Source organism: Shewanella sp. Isolate8, assembly GCF_022398495.1.
Lineage (GTDB): Bacteria > Pseudomonadota > Gammaproteobacteria > Enterobacterales > Shewanellaceae > Shewanella > Shewanella aquimarina.
Map to the genome: position 1 here is coordinate 1,832,514 of NZ_JAKEVI010000001.1, position 15,250 is coordinate 1,847,763.

Consider the following 15,250-nt stretch of genomic DNA (forward strand, 5'->3'; position numbering starts at 1 on the left):
TAGCGCTAACCTAACACGCCTTGATGTATTAACCATTACTATTGGGCTGTCTAAACCTAAAAACGATTCAAAACATTCACCTATAACCTGGCCAGCATATTCACCATATTTAAAAGGCGTTTTAAAGGCAGCTTCATATTACAAGCCGGCTACAAAAATAACCTTGGCGCCTTAGCTTAAATCACAAAGTCACCGCGCTGTAAAATATATGTTGTTATTAGGATATTAGACAGAATTTTATGCCTAATTACCAGTACTAGACTTGCTGCGAACTGTTATCATTAGCTAGAATGGAATATTGAATTTACTCAAAAAACTCTGATGAACTCGAATCAAGATACAATTTACGCCCAAGCCTGTGAACATATCAGTGACTTTCAATTCGACGATAGAGTCGCAGGTGTCTTTAGCGATATGATACGTCGCTCTGTCCCTGGATATGGACAGATCATCAACACCCTAGGCGATTTCGCCGATAAATGTGTCACCCCCAATAGCAAGATATACGATTTAGGCTGTTCGCTTGGCGCCGCCACCTTGAGCGTGCGTCGCCGTATCGAAGGCAGGGGCTGCGAGATCATCGCCGTCGATAATAGCGAGTCGATGGTAGAGCGCTGCAAACAGAACCTCAGTGCCTATGTGAGCGAGACCCCCGTCGATCTGATCTGTGCCGATATTCGCGACATAGAGATCCAGGACGCCTCCATGGTCATCCTCAACTTCACCATGCAGTTCCTGGCGCCCGAAGACAGACAAACACTGATCGCCAAGATCTATCAGGGACTCAAACCCGGCGGCATTCTCGTCCTGTCAGAGAAGCTCGTCTTCGAAGATGAGCCGGTGCAGCATCTGCTGGACGAGTTACATCTCGACTTTAAACGTGCCAACGGCTACAGCGAGCTTGAGATTAGCCAAAAGCGCAGCTCGCTGGAACATGTCATGAAACCAGACACCCTGCCCCAGCATCAGCAACGCCTTGAGGCTCAAGGTTTTAGTCATTTTAGTGTCTGGTTCCAATGTTTTAATTTCGCATCTATGGTGGCCATCAAGTGATCAGCTTCAGCTCCTTTTATCAGCAAATCGCCGACTCCAATCTTCAACATTGGTTAGAAGAACTCCCGACGATCCTCGGCCAATGGCAACGTGAACATAAGCACGGCAATCTGCCCAAATGGGAAAAGGTACTCAATAAACTCCATTACCCTGCACCAGACAGAATCGATTTCACCACTAAGGTAGAGGTGGGCAGCGGTGAGCAGCTCACCAAGGGCCAGCAAGAAAAACTCAAAAACCTGCTGAAACTCTTTTGCCCCTGGCGCAAGGGTCCCTTCGATCTTCATGGCATTCATATCGACACCGAATGGCGTTCAGACTGGAAATGGGAGCGGGTTCAGCCCCACATCTCACCACTGAAGAATCGTACCGTGCTCGATGTTGGTTGCGGCAGCGGTTATCACATGTGGCGTATGCTGGGTGACGGCGCAAAACGTGTCGTCGGTATCGACCCTTCACCGCTATTTCTGTGTCAATTTGAGGCGGTAAAACGCCTGGCGGGTAACGAACACCCAGTGCATCTATTACCCCTTGGCATAGAGCAACTGCCGCCGCTGGATGCCTTCGACACAGTATTCTCCATGGGCGTGCTCTATCACAGACGCTCGCCTATCGATCACCTGCTGCAACTGAGGGACCAACTCAGGACCGGCGGCGAACTGGTACTCGAGACATTGGTCGTCGATGGCGATGAAAACACGGTGCTGGTGCCAGGAGAGCGTTACGGTAAGATGAACAATGTCTGGTTCCTGCCGTCGGCCAAGGCTCTAGAGGCCTGGCTCAAGAAGGCAGATTTTGTCGATGTCCGCTGCGTCGATATTGATGTCACCTCATTGGCAGAACAGCGCAGCACAGATTGGATGCCTAATGAGTCGTTAGTCGATTATCTGGATCCTAACGATGTCAGTCTGACGGTTGAGGGCTATCCGGCGCCCAAACGCGCCACTTTTATTGCCGTGAAGAATCAGCCCAACAAAGATTTGATTTAAACGAAAATAGTAAACGGGAAGCACTATGTTAAAACAGATGACAACTCTCGCCCTGGTAACCAGCCTTGCAGGCTGCGCGGCAACTCAAGCGCCTGAGCAGCCCGCCCCGGTCGACATCGACACCTTTAATGCAAGCCTGAGTGAGCAAAAGAGCGAACTAGTCACCTTAATCAGCGCCAACCAAAGCGAGCAGCAGGCCGCGCTGACTTCCCTATCGACCCAGCTGGAGCAACTGTCCAAGCAGGTGGCCGCCGTTAGGACTCAGCCCGAGAAGCAGGTGGTACAGGTCCCGGTGCAGTGCGACCCATCGCCCATCGGCGACAAGTTTATTCTGGGCGCGGTAGAACATGTCTATGTCGATGAGATCAAGGCAGGCTTCGAGACTCGTATCGATACCGGCGCAGAATCATCATCGCTTGATGCTCACAACATCATATTGTTCGAGCGCAATGGTAAGCAGTGGGTACGCTTCGACGTCTTCACCCAAGGCGCCGACAAGCCATCGCAGACCTTCGAGTCTAAGGTGGAGCGCTTCGTTCGTATCAAGCAGGATGCCGATGAGAAGAATGACAGACGCCCGGTGATCCATGCCCATCTGCAGATTGGCAATTACAAGGCGGAAACCGACCTTAACCTAGTGGATCGTAGCCATCTCGACTATCAACTGCTGCTGGGACGTAAGTTTATGCAAGACATAGCAGTTGTCGATGTGGGTCAGAATTTTGTGCACGGTAAGAAAAATCCGTCAAAAACAGCAAAATAATAGGATGTAGACTCGATGCACTCTAAAAAACCTTTTTATATCTTAGTCGTCCTGCTGTTTATCGCAGGCATAGCCGCCAGTGTCTATCGTGGCATCGAACACAATGTGCCCTTCCTTCCGGGCGAACAGGTACAGAGCTGGGCGGTAGATGCCAAGGTCAGTTTTCAAGGCACCGGCGAACCCGCCGAGGTCACCTTCTCGCTGCCTAACGATCCAGCCTTCGAGATCCTAGCGGAAAACGCCACCTCGCCGGGCTACGGCATGTCGGTTACTCAGGCTGATAGCGGTCGCCAGGTCACCTGGTCGACGCGAGAGGCGATAGGTCAGCAAGATCTCTACTACAAGGTCACCTTAGTGCCGACCGGCAAGAATGAGATCCCAGCCGAACAAGCGCCCGAGACACCCCAGGCCTACAACTGGTCTGCCACAGAGAAGGCCGCCGCCGAACAGGTGATGAGCGAGATCTGGTCACGCAGCGCGACCAACCTCTCGTTTGCCCAGCAGCTCAACAAGAGCTTCAACGCCACCGAGCGCAGCCAGAATCTGGAATTGCTTCTCACCAGCAATTCACGTCCCGATCTTTTCATCCGCATGCTTAACAGCAAGGGGATCCCGGCCAAGAAGGTCAGCGGGCTATTTTTAGAAGATCAGCGTCGCCGTCAGCAACTGTCCAACTATGTGGAGGTCTACCACCAGGGACAGTGGCTCATCTTCAACCCCAACGATGGTACTCAGGGACGTCCTGATAACCTGCTTATCTGGGACAGAACCGCAAAATCGACGTTGGATGTCGTTGGCGGCGTCAACTCTCAGGTGAACTTCTCCATGTTGCAAGACACCCGCTCGGCGCTGGCGACCTCTATCGACATGCTGAAGAACAAGGATGCCCTAGACTTCTCCCTCTACCAGTTGCCGCTGGAAGAGCAGAGCCTGTTTAAAGGCATCTTGCTGATCCCTATCGGCGTGCTGATGGTGGTGTTCCTCAGGGTCATCATAGGCATCAAGACCTCGGGTACCTTCATGCCCGTGCTGATCGCCCTGGCCTTTATTCAGACCACCCTGCTGACCGGCCTTATCGGCTTCCTGTTGATCGTCGCCTTCGGTTTGATGATCCGCTCCTATTTGTCGGATCTTAACCTCCTGCTTATTTCGCGGATCTCGGCGGTGATCATAGTGGTGATAGGCATCATAGGCCTGTTCACCCTGCTCTCTTACAAGTTTGGCCTGAGCGAAGGGCTCACCATCACCTTCTTCCCAATGATCATCCTGGCATGGACCATCGAGCGTATGTCCATCCTCTGGGAGGAGGAAGGCGCCAAAGAAGTGATGGTCCAGGGTGGTGGTAGCCTGTTTGTCGCCACCTTAGCCTACCTGGCCATGAGCGCGACCTGGGTACAACACTGGGTATTTAACTTCCTGGGGATCCATCTGGTGATTCTGGCAACCGTACTGTTGATGGGCCAATACACAGGTTATAAGTTATTGGAACTTAGACGCTTTAGACCTTTAGCGGGAGAGTAACCATGCTATTTGCAAATCCGCTAAGGCTAAGGGATAACGGCGTGCTTGGCATGAACAAGCGTAATATCGACTACATAGGTCGGTACAACCAACGCAAGTTCTACAAGCGCGTGGACGATAAGTTAACCACCAAGCAGTTGGCACTGGCGAACGACATCGCCGTGCCTGCGCTCATCGGTACCGTCTGCCAGCAACATGAGATCATGCATATCCCAGAGATGGTCAACAACCGCGATGGCTTCGTGATCAAACCCTCACAGGGGTCCGGCGGTAAAGGGATCTTGGTGATCACTAAGGTAGAGAATGGCCATTATTTTAAGCCTAATGGCCACGAGGTCACGCCCAGCGAGATCGACCGCCACATATCTAACATACTCAGTGGCCTCTTCTCGCTCGGCGGTAAGCCAGATGTGGCCATCGTCGAAGGACTCATCGAGTTCGATCCCGTTTTCGACGGCTACTCCTTCGAGGGGGTACCCGATATTCGCCTGATCGTCTTTAAGGGATTCCCCGTCATGGGGATGCTGAGACTATCGACGGCCGCATCCGATGGTAAGGCTAACCTGCACCAAGGAGCAGTAGGCGTCGGCCTGGATATCGCCACCGGCAGAGGCCTGCATGCGGTGCAATTTGACCGCCCTTTAGACCTGCACCCGGATACCAACAAGAAACTCACCGAGATCCAGGTGCCTCACTGGGATACTCTTTTGCATACGGCCTCCAAGGCCTATGAGATGAGTGAGCTTGGGTATCTGGGCACAGACATGGTGCTGGACCAAAAGCTGGGGCCCTTGCTGCTTGAGCTGAATGCGCGCCCGGGTCTTGCTATTCAGATCGCCAATGCTCAGGGCTTGCTGCCGCGACTTAAGCATGTCGAGCAGATGAAAAACCAATCTATGTCAGTGGAAGAGCGCGTCGCCTATGCTAAAACGCATTTTAGCAGTCTGCCTGGCGCTTAACTACAGCGTGGCGGCCCAGGCCGCCTCTCCTATCACACTGCTGAGCAAGCAGTGCATCGACTACCAGGTCTCTCTGTCCCAGGCTCAGACCAGCGACACACCACAAGACGCCAGCGTGAGGCTCGAGCGCGAGTTGCTAGGCCTGTTTAATCTCAAAGACAGCGTGCGCTTCTATCGTCACTATCCATTGAATGCCGAGGATAAAGAGGCCTTATTGCAGTGTCAGCTGCATCTCGCCGATGAGTTTGAGCGTCTAGCCAAAGACCCTTGGCTCAAAACACAGAGCCGACAATGGGCGCAAAGCCAAGTGTCAGATCTCCGCCAACTCGGCCGGGGGCTTACGCAGCAGATAGCCGAGCAGATTGACCAGGTGCAGAAGGCGAAGATCCATACCGCTCAGGCAAGTATCGCCCATGGACTAAGACAGAAAGATCTGTCACTCATCATAGGTGAGAGCCGGTGTCGCCTCGACGATGAAGCTAAATCCCACGAAGCTAAATCCAAAGAGGCTCAGGCGCAGGCCTTCGATAACTCAATCGCCAGCTATCTGATCCATCAGCCAGATGAGGCCTGTAAGCGCCAGGTATGGCAGGCCTACCAAACCCGGGCCAAGCAGAAAAACCTGGCCGCCATGTCCCTCATCCTCGAGACCAAACAGGCGGTAGCAGAGGAGCATGATGCGCTCGACTATGCCAGCTGGGCACTCAGCCATCAGCAACTTGCGAGCCCGGAGCAGGTCAAACAATATCTAGACAGTCAAACCCGGATAGCGCCTGCCCCCTGGCGCCTAGGCGCTGTGCTTGCCGACCTTGCCAAAGTCGAGGTTCGGCCCCTGTCGGGTCGACAGCTGCTGAGTGAAATTCAGCAAGAGCTTGAGCCATTTGGCCTGCAGTTTGAGACCATTAACACCGACATGCTGCGTCTGTGGCACCAGGGGCGATTGCTGGGGGATATCTTTCTCAGCCAGGCGGCGACTCATCGAGGGGCAAAAACCCAGTTGAGTCCCCTAAGGCAAAGCGTAGTGGGTCAACAGTTTGGCCAGCTCACCCTCACGCTGCCAGATGAGATCGATGACTATCGCGGTCAAGAGCAGCTGATCATCGCAGCCGCCGAGATGGTCTCTCGCCTGCTCACAGGTGGGCGTTACTACCTCAACAACACCTTAGGCGATGGCCAGGCGATCGCCAGCCTCTGGCTGAGTCAATACCTGTCGAAGCGGCTGCTTCCCCAGTTGCCCAGAGATAGCCGCGAAGCCCAGCTCAAGGCGTTTGCATCCCAGCTCAAGGTGTTTCGCAGCAAGCTAGCCTTGCGGGCATATCAGGCACCCGAACATCGCCTCTATCGCGACCTAAATCAGGAATTTTCCCTGAGTTTCGGCGAGCCTTGGCCTGAAGCCGATGATGCCCTGTTTAGCTTTACCGGCGCCGTCACCCAGGGCCCCCTCTATTATCTCTCTCTGTGGCACCAGAGCCTGGCAGAGCAGATCCTGAGCGACACTCACCAGGAAGATAAGGCCGTGTTCGAACTCCTCCTCATCAACGAGCAGCAACTGTCTCTCGATGAGCAACTCAATTTGATTTTTGGCAGTGCACAGTCAGTCGCCACCATCCTAGAAAGGAGCCAACATGTTCAACTTAAGCCCGTACACTAGAATCTTTAGGGCACTCGCACTCACCTCCGCCCTGCTGCTCCCTAGCCTGCCAGCCTCGGCAAAGACAGCCAACTCGCTGGATGCACAAGGGGTCAAGCAGGCGATTCAACAGAACCTTGAAGATCATCTCTATCAACTCCCTCCTAGAGTGCAGGGGCACTATGGTATCCGCCTCTATCGCATGACGGGAGATGATAAGTATGCCAATGCCGCTTTAGTCGACCTATATGCCGTCACCGAGTCTCAGGCGTTTTATGCCTGTCGGCTGGATCAGCCTGGCTTTATAGAGAATGAGGCTCAGGCGGCCATCGATGTATTGGGTAAAGGCCCCAGAGCCAAGGCGCGTAAGAAGGCGCTCTCCCCCTTTCCTGAATTTCTCTTCTACACCGACGTGCTACTGAGATTCTCCAGCCGCATCGACGAGTTTGGCCTGCAAGGGCCCTGTCACAACAAGTTGGTCAAGGCCCTAAAGGCGACCGACCTTAAACGCGGGCTCACCGACAAGGCGATGATCGAAGCCTGGGCCGCGCAGCTCGTCAACTATGTCTACTGGGCCAAGCAGCTCGGTGTGGGCGACTATGTGCAGGAGTACAAGGCGGGTTTCAACCGAGTCTATCCCCTAAGCCGCGACCCTAAGCTCGACAAGAAACAGTTTCGCAATAAGATCTACGGCATGACCCACTTTATCTTCGCCGCCAGCGAGTATTATCAGCATCCGGTCGATAGAAAGGAATTTGCCTGGATCTTGGATTATTTCGAGGCCAACATAGACAGGATCCTGCGCGATGCCACCGACGATATCATCGCCGAAGTCGGCATAAGCTTCCACCTGGCAGGCATGTCGGACAATCCCGTAGTGAAGAAGACCCAGGCCCACATCATGGCGGCCTTCGATCCTAAGGTGCAGACCATCCCTTCACCCCGAGGTAATCCCGATCTTGCCCTGGGCGAGCATCGCAACGTATTAGGCATGATGCTGCTGGACTGGCCCAAGACACTACATCAGGGCCCCTATTTCCATCGACTCAAGGCAACCAAGAAATATCTGCCTAAGTTGGTGAGCATAAAAACCGACGGCGATGGCGTAAAAGCCGAGAAAAAGAAATCTCAGGGCGTTAAACATTAGGAGTCCAGGATCAGCATGAGTCAGGCTAAATCGACCTTCGAGCAATGGCGTATTCTACAGGCCGTCGTCGACTACGGTGGCTACGCCCAGGCGGCAGAAAAGCTTAATAAGAGCCAGTCCTCTCTCAACCATGCGGTGGCCAAGCTTCAAACCCAGTTAGGGGTTGCCTTGCTGGAAGTGAGAGGCCGAAAGGCTTATCTCACCGAGAGCGGCGAGGTACTGCTTAGACGTTCGCGTCACATCACCCGCTCAGTGAGCGAGCTAGAGCAGTTAGCTAGCAACCTGGAAAAGGGCTGGGAGCCGAGTCTGTTGCTCTCCAGGGAAATAATCTACCCCATGGAGCACCTCATCGACGCCCTGGCTGAGTTCGAACCTCTGGGACGTGGCACCCGCATCACCGTCTTAGACTCGGTGATCAGCGGCAGCGCCGAACTGGTGGAGTCGGAAGCCGTGGATCTCGCCATCATAGGTGGCACGCCGCCGAAAGGCCACCTGGCCCAGCCATTGTGCAATGTGGATTTTCAACTGGTCTGCCACCCTTCTCATCCTCTGGCAAGCATGGCGATGCCCCTGGACGATCAAACCCTGGCGGAGCAGTTACAGATAGTGATCAAAGATACGGGTCAGATCGCCCGCGGTGAACTGGGTTGGCTCAAGGCCGAACGGCGCTGGACGGTAGCCAATTTTCATGAGGCCCTGGTCGTGCTGGCCAAGGGCCTGGGATTTTGCTGGATCCCCAGCCATCTGGTGTGCGACGCCATCAAGGAAGGTCGCCTGGCCCGATTGACCCTGAGGGGGTCGACTCATCGCCAGGTGCCCCTGAGCTTGGTTATTCCCAATCGCGACAAGCAAGGGCCCGCCTCACAGCTGCTGGAACAGTTGATCCTTAAAAATCATTCGGTTTTAGAGGGTGAAAGTGAATGATGAAGATTGAGATTCGCCCGATTGATAACGCATCGACAGGGCTTCAGAGGTAAAGACAAGGCCATCGGATGCAAGGATATGACGGCTTATCCTCTCTATCGATTGCGACGGTGAGATGTCATCATCGAGTGGCGACGGTGAGTCGACTCTCGCGCCTGAGATTTTGCCCTCTTCATCCACACTACCACTCACCCTTGGGATCACAGGCTCGGGCAACTGGCGCTGCTGCTCGCTCTTACCAGCATCGATAAGTGGCTGCGTCTGCTGTGGGGAAATGGCGCTTTCCTGGCGCGCCTTTGCCAGTTCCGCCTTCGCCGTATTCATCTTACGCAGGGCTTCGCTCGCCACCCGAATATCGGCCATCGAAGGTGTCACTGGCGCCATCGCCGCCGCATAGACCTGTTTCATCTTATTCAGGGTCGCTAACGGGTCGCCGGGAATGGAGGAGATATCGATCGACACCTCACCATCCACCGCATAACGCCTGCCATCGCTGCCCTGTTCATACTTAAAGCTTGGGCTACGGGCAAAGGTGCCGCCGACGCTGGCATGGGCCTGCTCGTGGGCTCTGACCTCGGCGTCGCGTCGCGAAAGTTCTTTCAGCTCAGCCTCCTGACGAGCAAGCTCGGGATCTTGCCCTGGACTAGCCTCTTGCCCTAGGCTATTCTCTCGCCCCGCGTTATCTTGCTGCTCATGGGCAAAGGGATTGTACGCCTCATCAGATGTTTCATCCGCTCGGCCAAAAATATCGACTCGGGGCTTTTCACCATCAACTGCGCTGGCACCATTAGTGTCACGCCCTTCTCTACCCGGGCCTCTTGCGGGATCAGCGCTTGGCAAGCCATTACCCACACGTGAATCTGTAGCTTGCTTTCCTAAGCCACTTGCTCCCGAAAATACGCTTTGGTGAGAGCCTGCACCGCCATCACCGAGTCCCGGACTGGTGACTTGATTAAGCAATCCTCCAATCCCAAGGGGGCCACGGGAGAGGCTGTAACCCCCTTGGCCGGTTGAACTGCCTGAATTGGAAATGCTGGAAGTAACACTGGAAGTGATAGCCGAAGATGCCGGCAAAGAACCTGCCGTGTTTGCCTTGAGGCTTGCGCTTGCCGCGCGATTAGTGACAACTGGCGCCGAATTTACCGAACCGGACGTATACCCTGAAATTGAACCAGACTTTGAGCCTGAAATAGAACCAGAGTTTGAGGCTGAAGAGGAAGCTAGAGCGTAACTTGGAGCAGAAGAAGACGGCAACGCGCTCAGGCGCATTGCCGTTAAGGATGGCGTAGTCATGGCGCCGGCCACGGACTTACACCTCTATATCTATCACTGTACCTAGGGTCTCGTTTGCGGCCTCTAACACTTCTACCGCGGCTTCCCCTTGGTTTTTAGATTCGATAGCCGAGACCAGGGCCTGGGTTTTATCTGTGGCGTTAACGGGATTAGCCGTCTCTGTACCACCGGCTTCGCTCGCCTGCTGCGGGCTGGGTTTAGCAACATCCACAGTGGCCTGAGTCAAGCCAGACTGCGCACTTTGCAAACCGGCAAGACCGGATGAAAAACTTGATGGGATTTCCATAATCTAGGGCCCTTTCTCATGAGTCACACTTACGGCTAATTATTAATCAAAACCCAGTCAAAGTACAGCCCGGCAGTGGGCCCGGCTATCTCCTTGAATTGGTTAGCTTGCGCCTATCCAGCCAGCCTCCCAGTCCTTCCACACAGGGGTAAATCCTCGCCCGCGTAGTACGCTGGCAACCTCAGATGCACTGCGCTCATCGCTGATCTCAAACTGATCCAGCTGAGCCGCCGGATTAACATAGCCACCGGGTTCGGTGCGACTACCGGCACTCATCTGGGTGATGCCAAGTCCGAGAAGGTTATCTCTCAAACTCGGGCTTTCCCTAGTGGACAGGCTGATCTCAAGCTGCTCATTAAACAGGCGAAAGGCACAGATGAGCTGCACCAGACCTCTGTCGGTTAACTGTACCTTAGGCGCGATCCCCCCGACACAGGGCCTTAGCCTGGGTAGTGAGATGCTGTAACGTGATCGCCAGAAGCGCCTTTCGAGATAATCCAGGTGATAGCCCATCAAGAGCGCGTCCATGCGCCAATCATCGAGTCCTAATAGCACCCCAAGCCCTATCTTATCGACACCCGCCTCGGCTATCCGCTCCGGCGAGGCGAGCCGATAGCCATAATCCTGCTTGTTGCCCCTCAGGTGATGCTTACGATAGGTCTCTGGATCATAAGTTTCCTGATACAGCATCACGGCGTCCAGCCCTTTGTCGACCAAGATACGGTAGTGCTCGCCGCTCAGTGGCTGTACCTCCATGGCCACATGGCTGAACTCTGCCTTCACCAGGGGTAAGACCTCGGAGAAATAGTCGATGCCAACCTTAGTCTCGTGCTCGCCGGATACCAGCAAGATGGAATCAAACCCCTGGGGCTTGATCACCGCCATCTCAGCCGCCAATTCATCGAAACTGAGCACCTTACGTTTGAGCTTGTTACTCATGGTAAAACCACAGTAGTCACACTCGTTGGCGCACAGATTAGAGAGATAGAGCGGCAGATACAGGCCAATGTTATGACCAAAGCGGCGCCGGGTTAAGGCGGCGGCTCGCTGCGCCATGGGTTCGAGGTAGGCTTCGGCTGCTGGCGACAACAGCGCCAGAAGATGCCTTAAGTTACCCTGCTCTCCTTCGATTGCCGCTTCAACATCGGCAGCGGTGGTCGAATAGAGCGCCATGCGCAGCTTTTCACGGGAAAGTCCACTCAAAGTTTCCAAGAAACTCATAGATCTACTCCGTTAAGAAGCCGGTAAGCGCCTGCTGGGGGCTGGTGCCCATCGCCCTTTGATGTACCTGAGCCAGGCCAGCCTCATAGGCCTTGCGACCCGTGGCGACGGCATCGGCAAAACAGAGCGCCATTTTGACCGGATCGCGACTGGCGGCAATGGCCGTGTTAACCAGCACGGCACTCGCCCCCATCTCCATGGCCGCCATCGCCTGAGAAGGAGAACCTATCCCCGCATCCACTACAACCGGCACACTGGCCTGTTCTATGATGATCTTTAGAAAGGTCGCCGTCTCCAGACCACGGTTTGAGCCTATGGGGCTACCGAGTGGCATCACCGCCGCGCAGCCCACAGACTCTAGGTTGCGACACAGCACAGGATCGGCATGCACATAGGGCAAAACCGTAAAGCCGCGTTCACACAGCACCTTGGCGGCGTTAAAGGTCTCAATGGGATCCGGCATCAGGTATTTGGGATCTGGGTGGATCTCAAGCTTTATCCAGGAAGTCCCCAGCACCTCTCGGGCAAGCTCTGCGGCAAAAATAGCCTCCTTGGCATTACGCGCACCCGAAGTATTGGGCAGCAGCTTGACGCCACTCTGGCGTATGGGCGCCAAGATGTCATCGAAGCCCGCCTTGAGATCGACTCGCTTCATGGCCAGGGTGACCAATTGGGAGCCACTAGCAGCCAAGGCTGCCAGCATCTGATCGGCACTGGCAAACTTACCCGTGCCGGTAAACAAGCGGGAAGAGAACTGACTATCGCCTATCGTTAACATATTAACCTCCTGCCACTACACCAAATATTTCAATGACATCATCGGCCTGACACCCAACCTCAGACCAAGTCGACTTGGGGACCACCTCGCCACCACGCACCAGAGCGATGCTGTCCAGTGCGACCGCCTGAGCTTCTAACATGGCTTCGAGACTCGTATTGACGGGCACCTGAATTAGCTGTCCATTTAAACTTATGCTTATCTCATTCATTTTTATCTCCTGACGCCGTCTCTTGCGCTACTTCTACCGCCGTCTCTTTCTGCCGCTGTCCCTTTCGCCGAACAGACGGCGCAATCTGGATCACGGCGAAGCTTAAGCCGCTTCATCTCACCCGTTAACCCATCGAACCTGTTCAGCAGGCCTAAGCCAGGTAAACCCAGCAATAGCTTGATTGCCAGGAGTGACTGCATCGATGCCATACTGCCCACCATAGGGCCGAGCACACCTATGGTGCTGCAACTTTCGCTCACCTTGAGCTCTTGTGGAAACAGGCAATGATAACAGCCAAGTTGCGGCGCCTCATTGAGATCAAACGCCATCAACTGACCGGAAAAGTGTGCGGCCGAGGCCACCACATGGCGCTTCTTTAACGCCACGCAGGCACGATTTACGCTATGGCGGGTGGCGAAGTTGTCGCTACAATCGAGCACCAGGTCGGCATTAAACAGCAGCGCCTGGGCATTGCTATCATCGAGCCGCACCCGTTTTTCACGCACCTGGCAATCGCCCGTTTTAAGCCTCCCTGCCGCCACGCTGGCCTTGTACTGACCGCAATCCGCCTGACCAAAGAGCATCTGGCGAGGCAGGTTACTGAGCTCGACTCTGTCATCATCGATGAGGGTGAGTCTGCCGACACCGGCTGCGCTCAAGTATTGGGCGCATAGCTGACCCAGGCCGCCGACACCGACAATGACCACGCTCGCCTGCATCAACTTTTGCTGCCCCTGCTCGCCGACCTCGGGTAGCATGATCTGCCGCGAATATTGGATAAAGGCTTTGTCATCGAGCGCCATGAGCCATCTCCCACATGCTGGCGAGCCGACGATAGGCCTCGCCCGGTGATTCAGCCTGAGTCACGGCCCGCACCACGGCAACAGCCTCTACGCCGGTCTGCTTAACTTGACCCAAACGTGACGCATCTATGCCGCCAATCGCCACTCGTGGGCAATTGGGCGTCCACAGCGCAACCATGTGCGCGAGATGCTTAAGTCCCTGAGGATTGGATGGCATGGATTTGGTCGGCGTGGGAAAGATATGGCCTAACGCCAGATAGGAAGGGTTAAGCTGACTTGCCAATGCCATCTCGAATACCCCATGGCTGGAGATCCCCAGCGCTATGCCCGCCTTGGCGATCGCCTCGAGATCTGCGCTACAGAGATCTTCCTGACCCAGATGGATACCGAACGCGCCATGCTTGAGCGCAAGCTGCCAGTGATCGTTGATAAACACCTGAGCATCATACGCTCGGCCCAGTGCGATAGCCTCTTTGATCAAAGCCTCTAGCGCCGATTCATCAGGGGCGCCAACAGGCTTGATATCAGCTCGCCCGTCATCGGCAAGTTTTATCCTTAGCTGAGCCGTACTGGCACCTGCTGCCAGCACCTGCTCCAGGGTCTCTAGCCTATCGACCACGGGGTAGACGCCGATGGGGCGTTGTAGCTTGGGAAAGTTAAACGGCTGCGCCGCGTTGGCATGCATCTGTGCATCGACAATCAGAGGCAAAGATGTTAATCCGGCAGGCCAACCACAGTGTGCCAAGGGGCCGGCTCCTGCGCCAACGGCGCTCGCGAACCTGATGCCTTGGCTCACATAGGCCTTAGCCATCAAAATGGCATCGTGGAGCACCAGCCCCTGGGCGAGAAAACAGGCTATCGCCGATGACAAGGTGCAGCCACTGCCATGATGGTTAGGGTTGTCCACTCGCTCGCTACTCAGACGAAACCCTCTATGCTGGTGTATCGTCGAGGTGTGCGCCACCTCGTTGCAGACGAAGAGGTCCTCTGCCCACTCGTTTTGCCAGAGTGCGCCCTTGTCGCCGCCAGTGATCAGCAGATGACAGGCTAACTGATTCGACAGCATCTTAGCCTGGGGGAGTATCTCATCCCTCGATGTCGTCTCTTCTCCCAGCAATCTGCCAAACTCGCTAAGGTTCGGGGTGATGAGGCTTAGCACTCCCCTGAAGGGAGTGAAATCCAGGCCGCCTTGCTTTGGCTGTACTTGCATTTGCAGGCCTTGCTTTGACTGACTTTGCATTGGCTGCGTTGAGGATTCTCCCTCTTCCCCTTGCGTTTTCACTTGCGCTGCAAGCGCATCACCGCATGAGGCCACCATCACAGGATCGAGGATCACGGGGATAGGCTGACCCTCTTTCGTCCTGAGCGGTTTAATATGATTCAACAGCCAGTCGGCCACCAGATGGATCTGTCGCTGATTGGCGAGCAGCCCTATCTTTATCGCCCTTGGTGGTAAATCGGCCAGCAGGGTATCGAGCTGAGCGAGCAAGATGGACTCACTTACCGGCTCGACACCATTCACCGCCACAGAGTTTTGCGCGGTCACACTGGCTATCACGCTACAAGCGTGGCAACCAAGATCTGTCATGGTCGCCAGGTCCGCCTGAATGCCTGCACCGCCGCCGCTGTCTGAACCGGCAATGGTCCAGACAATTGGTTTATCAGCTGACAT

16 protein-coding genes are annotated in these 15,250 nt (G+C 54.9%); 9 read left to right on the forward strand and 7 right to left on the reverse strand.

Annotated elements, in window-relative coordinates; all coding sequences use genetic code 11:
* Window positions 1-321 precede the first annotated feature (321 nt).
* The 8 genes from cmoA to L1D43_RS08135 are packed head-to-tail and all read left to right on the forward strand — an operon-like array spanning window position 322 to window position 8,986.
* A complete protein-coding gene (gene cmoA, locus L1D43_RS08100) occupies window positions 322-1,053 on the forward strand; it encodes a carboxy-S-adenosyl-L-methionine synthase CmoA (protein WP_239850627.1) in 732 nt (243 codons plus the stop codon).
* Window positions 1,050-2,042, forward strand: a complete 993-nt coding sequence (gene cmoB / locus L1D43_RS08105) for a tRNA 5-methoxyuridine(34)/uridine 5-oxyacetic acid(34) synthase CmoB (RefSeq protein WP_239850628.1) — start codon at window positions 1,050-1,052, stop codon at window positions 2,040-2,042. Before cmoA ends, cmoB begins: the two co-directional genes overlap by 4 nt.
* Before the next feature lie 25 nt (window positions 2,043-2,067).
* Window positions 2,068-2,805 (forward strand): RimK/LysX family protein, encoded by a 738-nt coding sequence (locus tag L1D43_RS08110; RefSeq protein WP_239850629.1) that lies wholly within the window; start codon window positions 2,068-2,070, stop codon window positions 2,803-2,805.
* A 15-nt stretch (window positions 2,806-2,820) separates the two neighbouring features.
* On the forward strand, window positions 2,821-4,326 hold the full coding sequence (locus L1D43_RS08115; RefSeq protein WP_239850630.1) for an inactive transglutaminase family protein: 1,506 nt from the start codon (window positions 2,821-2,823) through the stop codon (window positions 4,324-4,326).
* A 2-nt stretch (window positions 4,327-4,328) separates the two neighbouring features.
* Window positions 4,329-5,285 carry an alpha-L-glutamate ligase-like protein gene (locus L1D43_RS08120; RefSeq protein WP_239850631.1) on the forward strand — a complete coding sequence of 319 codons (957 nt, stop codon included), beginning with the start codon at window positions 4,329-4,331 and terminating at the stop codon, window positions 5,283-5,285.
* Complete coding sequence (locus L1D43_RS08125; protein ID WP_239850633.1) at window positions 5,248-6,936, forward strand: hypothetical protein; 1,689 nt, start codon at window positions 5,248-5,250, stop codon at window positions 6,934-6,936. Before L1D43_RS08120 ends, L1D43_RS08125 begins: the two co-directional genes overlap by 38 nt.
* Entirely contained in the window at window positions 6,911-8,062 is a 1,152-nt protein-coding gene (locus L1D43_RS08130) for a DUF3541 domain-containing protein (RefSeq protein ID WP_239850635.1), read from the forward strand. The genes L1D43_RS08125 and L1D43_RS08130 overlap by 26 nt, the downstream gene beginning before the upstream one ends.
* Window positions 8,063-8,077: 15 nt before the next feature.
* Complete coding sequence (locus L1D43_RS08135) at window positions 8,078-8,986, forward strand: LysR family transcriptional regulator (RefSeq protein WP_239850637.1); 909 nt, start codon at window positions 8,078-8,080, stop codon at window positions 8,984-8,986.
* Here L1D43_RS08135 and L1D43_RS08140 read toward each other — a convergent pair.
* Window positions 8,966-10,060: a putative metalloprotease CJM1_0395 family protein gene (locus tag L1D43_RS08140; RefSeq protein WP_239850639.1), complete on the reverse strand. Its 1,095-nt coding sequence runs from the start codon at window positions 10,058-10,060 to the stop codon at window positions 8,966-8,968. The genes L1D43_RS08135 and L1D43_RS08140 overlap by 21 nt on opposite strands.
* Between L1D43_RS08140 and L1D43_RS08145 the strand changes: the two genes are divergently transcribed.
* Window positions 10,017-10,217 (forward strand): hypothetical protein, encoded by a 201-nt coding sequence (locus L1D43_RS08145; protein WP_239851118.1) that lies wholly within the window; start codon window positions 10,017-10,019, stop codon window positions 10,215-10,217. The genes L1D43_RS08140 and L1D43_RS08145 overlap by 44 nt on opposite strands.
* Before the next feature lie 78 nt (window positions 10,218-10,295).
* On the opposite strand, the gene L1D43_RS08150 is transcribed toward L1D43_RS08145, so the two are convergent.
* From L1D43_RS08150 to thiE, 6 genes are all read right to left on the reverse strand, one after another.
* The gene (locus L1D43_RS08150; RefSeq protein WP_041511152.1) at window positions 10,296-10,565 is read right to left on the reverse strand and encodes a hypothetical protein; all 270 of its coding nucleotides are present in this window, start codon (window positions 10,563-10,565) and stop codon (window positions 10,296-10,298) included.
* A 102-nt stretch (window positions 10,566-10,667) separates the two neighbouring features.
* Window positions 10,668-11,786 (reverse strand): 2-iminoacetate synthase ThiH, encoded by a 1,119-nt coding sequence (gene thiH, locus L1D43_RS08155; RefSeq protein WP_239850641.1) that lies wholly within the window; start codon window positions 11,784-11,786, stop codon window positions 10,668-10,670.
* Between the two features lie 4 nt (window positions 11,787-11,790).
* Complete coding sequence (locus L1D43_RS08160) at window positions 11,791-12,564, reverse strand: thiazole synthase (protein ID WP_239850643.1); 774 nt, start codon at window positions 12,562-12,564, stop codon at window positions 11,791-11,793.
* 1 nt (window position 12,565) lies between these two features.
* Entirely contained in the window at window positions 12,566-12,775 is a 210-nt protein-coding gene (thiS, locus tag L1D43_RS08165) for a sulfur carrier protein ThiS (protein ID WP_239850645.1), read from the reverse strand.
* A 2-nt stretch (window positions 12,776-12,777) separates the two neighbouring features.
* Window positions 12,778-13,578, reverse strand: a complete 801-nt coding sequence (locus tag L1D43_RS08170) for a HesA/MoeB/ThiF family protein (RefSeq protein WP_239850647.1) — start codon at window positions 13,576-13,578, stop codon at window positions 12,778-12,780.
* A complete protein-coding gene (gene thiE, locus L1D43_RS08175; protein WP_239850649.1) occupies window positions 13,565-15,250 on the reverse strand; it encodes a thiamine phosphate synthase in 1,686 nt (561 codons plus the stop codon). The genes L1D43_RS08170 and thiE overlap by 14 nt, the downstream gene beginning before the upstream one ends.

What these genes read in the sequence shown, in the direction of transcription:
- cmoA (WP_239850627.1), top strand. Translation starts at nt 322, where the DNA reads ATGAACTCGAATCAAGATACAATTTACGCCCAAGCCTGTGAACATATC.
- L1D43_RS08110 (WP_239850629.1), top strand. Translation starts at nt 2,068, where the DNA reads ATGTTAAAACAGATGACAACTCTCGCCCTGGTAACCAGCCTTGCAGGC.
- L1D43_RS08115 (WP_239850630.1), top strand. Translation starts at nt 2,821, where the DNA reads ATGCACTCTAAAAAACCTTTTTATATCTTAGTCGTCCTGCTGTTTATC.
- L1D43_RS08120 (WP_239850631.1), top strand. Translation starts at nt 4,329, where the DNA reads ATGCTATTTGCAAATCCGCTAAGGCTAAGGGATAACGGCGTGCTTGGC.
- L1D43_RS08125 (WP_239850633.1), top strand. Translation starts at nt 5,248, where the DNA reads ATGCTAAAACGCATTTTAGCAGTCTGCCTGGCGCTTAACTACAGCGTG.
- L1D43_RS08130 (WP_239850635.1), top strand. Translation starts at nt 6,911, where the DNA reads ATGTTCAACTTAAGCCCGTACACTAGAATCTTTAGGGCACTCGCACTC.
- L1D43_RS08135 (WP_239850637.1), top strand. Translation starts at nt 8,078, where the DNA reads ATGAGTCAGGCTAAATCGACCTTCGAGCAATGGCGTATTCTACAGGCC.
- L1D43_RS08145 (WP_239851118.1), top strand. Translation starts at nt 10,017, where the DNA reads ATGCTGGAAGTAACACTGGAAGTGATAGCCGAAGATGCCGGCAAAGAA.
- L1D43_RS08150 (WP_041511152.1), bottom strand. Translation starts at nt 10,565, where the DNA reads ATGGAAATCCCATCAAGTTTTTCATCCGGTCTTGCCGGTTTGCAAAGT.
- thiH (WP_239850641.1), bottom strand. Translation starts at nt 11,786, where the DNA reads ATGAGTTTCTTGGAAACTTTGAGTGGACTTTCCCGTGAAAAGCTGCGC.
- L1D43_RS08160 (WP_239850643.1), bottom strand. Translation starts at nt 12,564, where the DNA reads ATGTTAACGATAGGCGATAGTCAGTTCTCTTCCCGCTTGTTTACCGGC.
- thiS (WP_239850645.1), bottom strand. Translation starts at nt 12,775, where the DNA reads ATGAATGAGATAAGCATAAGTTTAAATGGACAGCTAATTCAGGTGCCC.
- L1D43_RS08170 (WP_239850647.1), bottom strand. Translation starts at nt 13,578, where the DNA reads ATGGCGCTCGATGACAAAGCCTTTATCCAATATTCGCGGCAGATCATG.
- thiE (WP_239850649.1), bottom strand. Translation starts at nt 15,250, where the DNA reads ATGTCAGCTGATAAACCAATTGTCTGGACCATTGCCGGTTCAGACAGC.